The organism is Polaromonas sp. P1_E1_2, from assembly GCF_056406035.1.
This window is the reverse complement of sequence record NZ_JBFUAZ010000410.1, coordinates 1-3921: the sequence shown is the minus strand read 5'-3', so window position 1 is coordinate 3921 and position 3921 is coordinate 1. Positions and strand designations below refer to the sequence as shown.

Genomic DNA, 3921 nt, shown 5'->3' with positions numbered 1-3921 from the left:
CCGTACATGGGCGGCATCAAGGTGCTGGCCCCGGCGGCGGGGAAATAAATCTTCAGCACAGTCCGAGCCGCGGAACTGGCTTTGCCAGGCCGCAGGCGGGCGGCCCCCTCGGGGGGGCAGGAAGCTACACGAAGTGAGCGACCGTGGGGGCCCTTTTCAAGCCTGCTAGAATCGCCAGTCCACACTGGAGAGGTGGCAGAGTGGCCGAATGTACCTGACTCGAAATCAGGCGTACCGCAAGGTACCGTGGGTTCGAATCCCACCCTCTCCGCCAAAATTGCATCCAGAGAAATCCAGATTGATCTGAGAAATGCCCTGAAAGCCCCGTAAATCGGGGCTTTTTTGTTTCTGGTCGTCCAGATTGGTCTTTGACAGAGTGGTGCATTCTGGCTGCGTGCATGAAGGTACGAACGCCGCATATCCTGCAGCTTTCCAAGCCGGCTCAAGTGGTATTGGCGACATATAGGCGTTACGCGGCCTGGCCCGGTGAGCAGGACCCAGAGAAGCCGGTGAGTAACAACGCCATTCTGGGCGCTTTGTACCGGATGGGCTACATGGGCTGTATGACGGGCCACGGTTTCGCGGCATTGCCTCCCCCACTTAGAGGAGGTGAAGTCTGATTCCCTCATGTAACGTGCTTCTTACAAGTTCTACTACACCAAAGAGGCCACATGAAAACCGCGCTGACCATGATTCTGGTTTTGACCGTCTCCTTGGCGCATGCCCAAATGACGACCAAAGAGGCCCAGGAGGACGCCTGGGCAAAGGCGGCAAAAGCCAAAGCGGCCAACGACCAGGCGGTCGCAGCTCAAAGGGCAGCGGAAGCGGCAAAGAAAGTACCTCCACCCTCAAAGACGGAGATACATATTTATGACGGAAAAGGTGGCAAGGGATATCCCAACATAAGCAAGTAGGTCGGCTAGGCCACGGGGCTGAAGGAACATCATGAAATCGTTCTGTGTCCCCGCGCTGCTACTGGCATGCGAGTTGGCTATCGCTCACCCGGGTGGTACGGATGCGCAGGGCTGCCACACGAACCGCAAGACCGGTGGCCATCACTGTCACGGTGGCAAGAAAACGGCTGCGGCGGCTCCGACGGCTCCGGCCGCAGCTCCAGTAGCCTCAGCGAAGGGCGGTGGACCTACCTGCTATGTCGGCCCGCGCGGTGGGACGTACACGATTACCAAGAGCGGCCGGAAGAACTACACCGGCTGTTGAAGTCAACGAAGCGAGGAATCCATGGTTCAGATTAGCTACATCATTACTTTAATCAGTGCCTGCTTCGGGCTTCTTGTCTTGATCTTTGGCTTTAGTGGTGCGCAGAGCGCTCCACAAGAGGCTGCTGCCACGGCGCTGGCAATTGCTCTGGCGGTCATTCCGTACGTGTTTTCGCGATGCTTGCAGATCAGCGCCGACCGAGCTAGGAGTATCAAAGATGCAGCAGCATTACTAGATGCCATACGTTCGCTCAAGAATGACGCTGCGCCCGTGGGAACACCCTGGGTCGCTCCTGTTGGCATTGGTTCGGGATCGCCGGCGCCTCAAAGGGCCCCGACTGAATAGCTTGGTGTTGGATACCGCGCCCACGCGGCCCGTGGGACTTCTAAGGGGACAACATGAAATCAGCTATTGTTTTTATCGTGGCCACCATTGCAGTGGGCACTGCCTTTGCTCAAACCTACGTTCAACCGCACGTCACTAAGAACGGCACCTATGTTGAGGGGCACGTTCGCACCGCGCCGAATAGCACGAACCTTGACAATTACAGCACTAAGGGCAACACGAATCCCTACACTGGCCAGGCCGGCACAGTGCAGCCCAACTATGCGCCGGCACCAGCGCCCATCCGCCCGCAGCAACACTGTGGCTACACGAGCTCTGGCCAATACGTCTGCCGGTGAACCCTTAAGTACGAACGACCGCGGAGCTTCGCCTCAGTCTATCTGCGTGGAGCATGCATATGACCACAGTTCCTACAAAACTCGGCCTTAAAGAAGCCTACGATTTGTATAGCAAGCACACCGACTCAGCCCACAAGTTATGGACGTACTTTTCCGCAGTGAGCCTCGCAGTGCTTGGGTACACGATTGGAAAAGATAAGGTGTCGTGGGCACCAGAAATGTTTCTCGTTATTGGAGGGAGCTATCTTGTGTTCTCCTTATCCAATCTTTGGGTACTCCAACTCACTCAGCGGGAGTGTGAGCAATTCGCAAAGCTCTTGAATTCTGTGGCTGGCGAGCAGGACGAACCAAAGCAGGGCATCACAGTTAAATCAGCGCCTGTCTGCGGGGTAATAGCGTTTCATCTCTTTGCGCAAGCCGCGGTTTTCGTCGCAATATATTTGACATGGGAAAATCAACCTAGTCCCAGCCCCGCGAAACCGCCGCTCTGTTGCGTACCGGCGCAGCCGGCAAGTGTCGGTGGCTAACCCCTCATTTCTGTGGTCTCTGAGGAATAAGCCGCGAAAGAAATCCGCCTCTGTTGGGCTGAGCACGTCAATCATCATGAAGACCCCATGGCTAAACTCCAATGATGAAATTCATCGTCAAACGCATCGTCATCTTGTTCACTGCTCTCCTGGCGGTACTGCTTGTTGCCGCCTGTGCACACCGCGGCTTTGTCGAGCACGGCCTATCGTTTCGGGTATATGAAACTCCGATTGACGATCTCAAAATTACTTATGGAAAAGTGGTGGTGCCGTTCTCGGGAGTTTCAGTGCCGGGCAGCGGAAGTCTTTGGAATGCACCAATGCCAATTCCAGAGCAGATGGTTGTGACCTGGATAGCAACGGGAAAGCCTCAAGAAGTGATCATTCCACTGAAGGGAAAGCTTTCGAGTAGTGACCAGRTTGCAAATTGGCGATTGAGGTTCTACGGAGAGCGGATGGAGCTTTGGAGAGAAGACGACGATCCCAGCAGTAAGCACGCCCGCAAGCCGAGCGTCAAAGTCTATCCATAGCCCAGGTGTGTAGGGCACGCTTTTACTCTTAGGCTGACGCCTAGCTGTTGAATTCCGTCCAGATCTGACCCACTGGGGTGCGGATAAATACTTGGACTGGTTTATGTCGTAAATTCAATACTCTCTCGGTATTCGGCGGGGCTCAGAGAGCCAGGAGAGGTATTGATCCGCTTTCTTAACTGCCCAGGAGGGCGTATGGCTAACTCCAGAATGATGGAAACGCTACGCGCCGCTGTAAGAGTTGAGCAGCATGAAGAGCTCGAGCGCACGCGGCGTTGTATGGCGTTTATGCAAAAGATGGCGGCCTTTCAAAAGGGAGTTGGACCTGCGCCGACTCCCGAGGCATTTCAGCGGTGGTGCGAAGATGTTGAGCATCGCCTTGCGTTTCGCAGAATGAAGACCGGGATACCTGACCAGCTGGCTGAAGCCTGGGACGGCTCCCGATACTGACGGCTATGCCTCAGCTCGCAATCATTGCTGGCAGGTGTCTCTGCTGCGATGAAAATAACTGCGGATCTCGTCGGGTTCGCTGCCTACCGCATAGACCGCCACACGCAATTCATACTCTGTGCATTTCAACTCGGAGCACCACGACTCCACGACGCGCGGATTAGTCAGGCTGATGCGGTTGGTCGTGCTGTCTGCGTCAGGAAATTTTTGTGACATGATGTACCCCCTTCAAATGGGACATTTCATGGAGCCCTACTGAAGCGTGGCAGTGCGGACTTGTCGTAAGTAATTGGTGCAAAAAATCACGCCATATTGCACCGACCACGCTTTACCTGTGCACTTTCCTATATTTCGATGAATATCACATCCTTCAATTAGAGGAGATGTTTGCAGGAACACATGTCACGATATGTGACAAGGCCGATGCCATGAAACCGTTCCATGCGCTCATGCTGCTGTGGATTTTGGGTTTGCTGCTGCTCACGCCGGCGGCACGGATGCGCAGTGCTGGTC

At 55.1% G+C, this 3921-nt stretch carries 6 protein-coding genes and 1 tRNA gene; 6 read left to right on the top strand and 1 reads right to left on the bottom strand.

Annotated features, from left to right (window positions below; genetic code table 11):
- The first annotated feature begins 186 nt into the window (after nucleotides 1–186).
- The 6 genes from AC1D1P_RS16850 to AC1D1P_RS16825 all read left to right on the top strand — a co-directional run bounded on the left by AC1D1P_RS16850 (nucleotide 187) and on the right by AC1D1P_RS16825 (nucleotide 2958).
- Nucleotides 187–274: transfer RNA gene (locus tag AC1D1P_RS16850), tRNA-Ser, on the top strand.
- A gap of 397 nt (nucleotides 275–671) precedes the next feature.
- A complete protein-coding gene (locus AC1D1P_RS16845) occupies nucleotides 672–914 on the top strand; it encodes a hypothetical protein (RefSeq protein WP_477669752.1) in 243 nt (80 codons plus the stop codon).
- A gap of 31 nt (nucleotides 915–945) precedes the next feature.
- The gene (locus AC1D1P_RS16840) at nucleotides 946–1218 is read left to right on the top strand and encodes a YHYH domain-containing protein (RefSeq protein WP_477669751.1); all 273 of its coding nucleotides are present in this window, start codon (nucleotides 946–948) and stop codon (nucleotides 1216–1218) included.
- Between the two features lie 398 nt (nucleotides 1219–1616).
- Nucleotides 1617–1901, top strand: coding sequence for a hypothetical protein (locus tag AC1D1P_RS16835; RefSeq protein WP_477669750.1), 285 nt, complete (start codon nucleotides 1617–1619; stop codon nucleotides 1899–1901).
- Between the two features lie 59 nt (nucleotides 1902–1960).
- Nucleotides 1961–2428, top strand: coding sequence for a hypothetical protein (locus AC1D1P_RS16830; protein ID WP_477669749.1), 468 nt, complete (start codon nucleotides 1961–1963; stop codon nucleotides 2426–2428).
- A gap of 104 nt (nucleotides 2429–2532) precedes the next feature.
- Entirely contained in the window at nucleotides 2533–2958 is a 426-nt protein-coding gene (locus AC1D1P_RS16825) for a hypothetical protein (protein ID WP_477673757.1), read from the top strand.
- Nucleotides 2959–3429: 471 nt separating this feature from the next.
- Here AC1D1P_RS16825 and AC1D1P_RS16820 read toward each other — a convergent pair whose 3' ends face one another.
- Nucleotides 3430–3624, bottom strand: coding sequence for a DUF3606 domain-containing protein (locus tag AC1D1P_RS16820; protein ID WP_477669747.1), 195 nt, complete (start codon nucleotides 3622–3624; stop codon nucleotides 3430–3432).
- Nucleotides 3625–3921 lie beyond the last annotated feature (297 nt).

Bases quoted from the DNA above. Each gene is read 5' to 3' on its own strand.
- AC1D1P_RS16845 (WP_477669752.1), top strand. From the start codon at position 672: ATGAAAACCGCGCTGACCATGATTCTGGTTTTGACCGTCTCCTTGGCG.
- AC1D1P_RS16840 (WP_477669751.1), top strand. From the start codon at position 946: ATGAAATCGTTCTGTGTCCCCGCGCTGCTACTGGCATGCGAGTTGGCT.
- AC1D1P_RS16835 (WP_477669750.1), top strand. From the start codon at position 1,617: ATGAAATCAGCTATTGTTTTTATCGTGGCCACCATTGCAGTGGGCACT.
- AC1D1P_RS16830 (WP_477669749.1), top strand. From the start codon at position 1,961: ATGACCACAGTTCCTACAAAACTCGGCCTTAAAGAAGCCTACGATTTG.
- AC1D1P_RS16820 (WP_477669747.1), bottom strand. From the start codon at position 3,624: ATGTCACAAAAATTTCCTGACGCAGACAGCACGACCAACCGCATCAGC.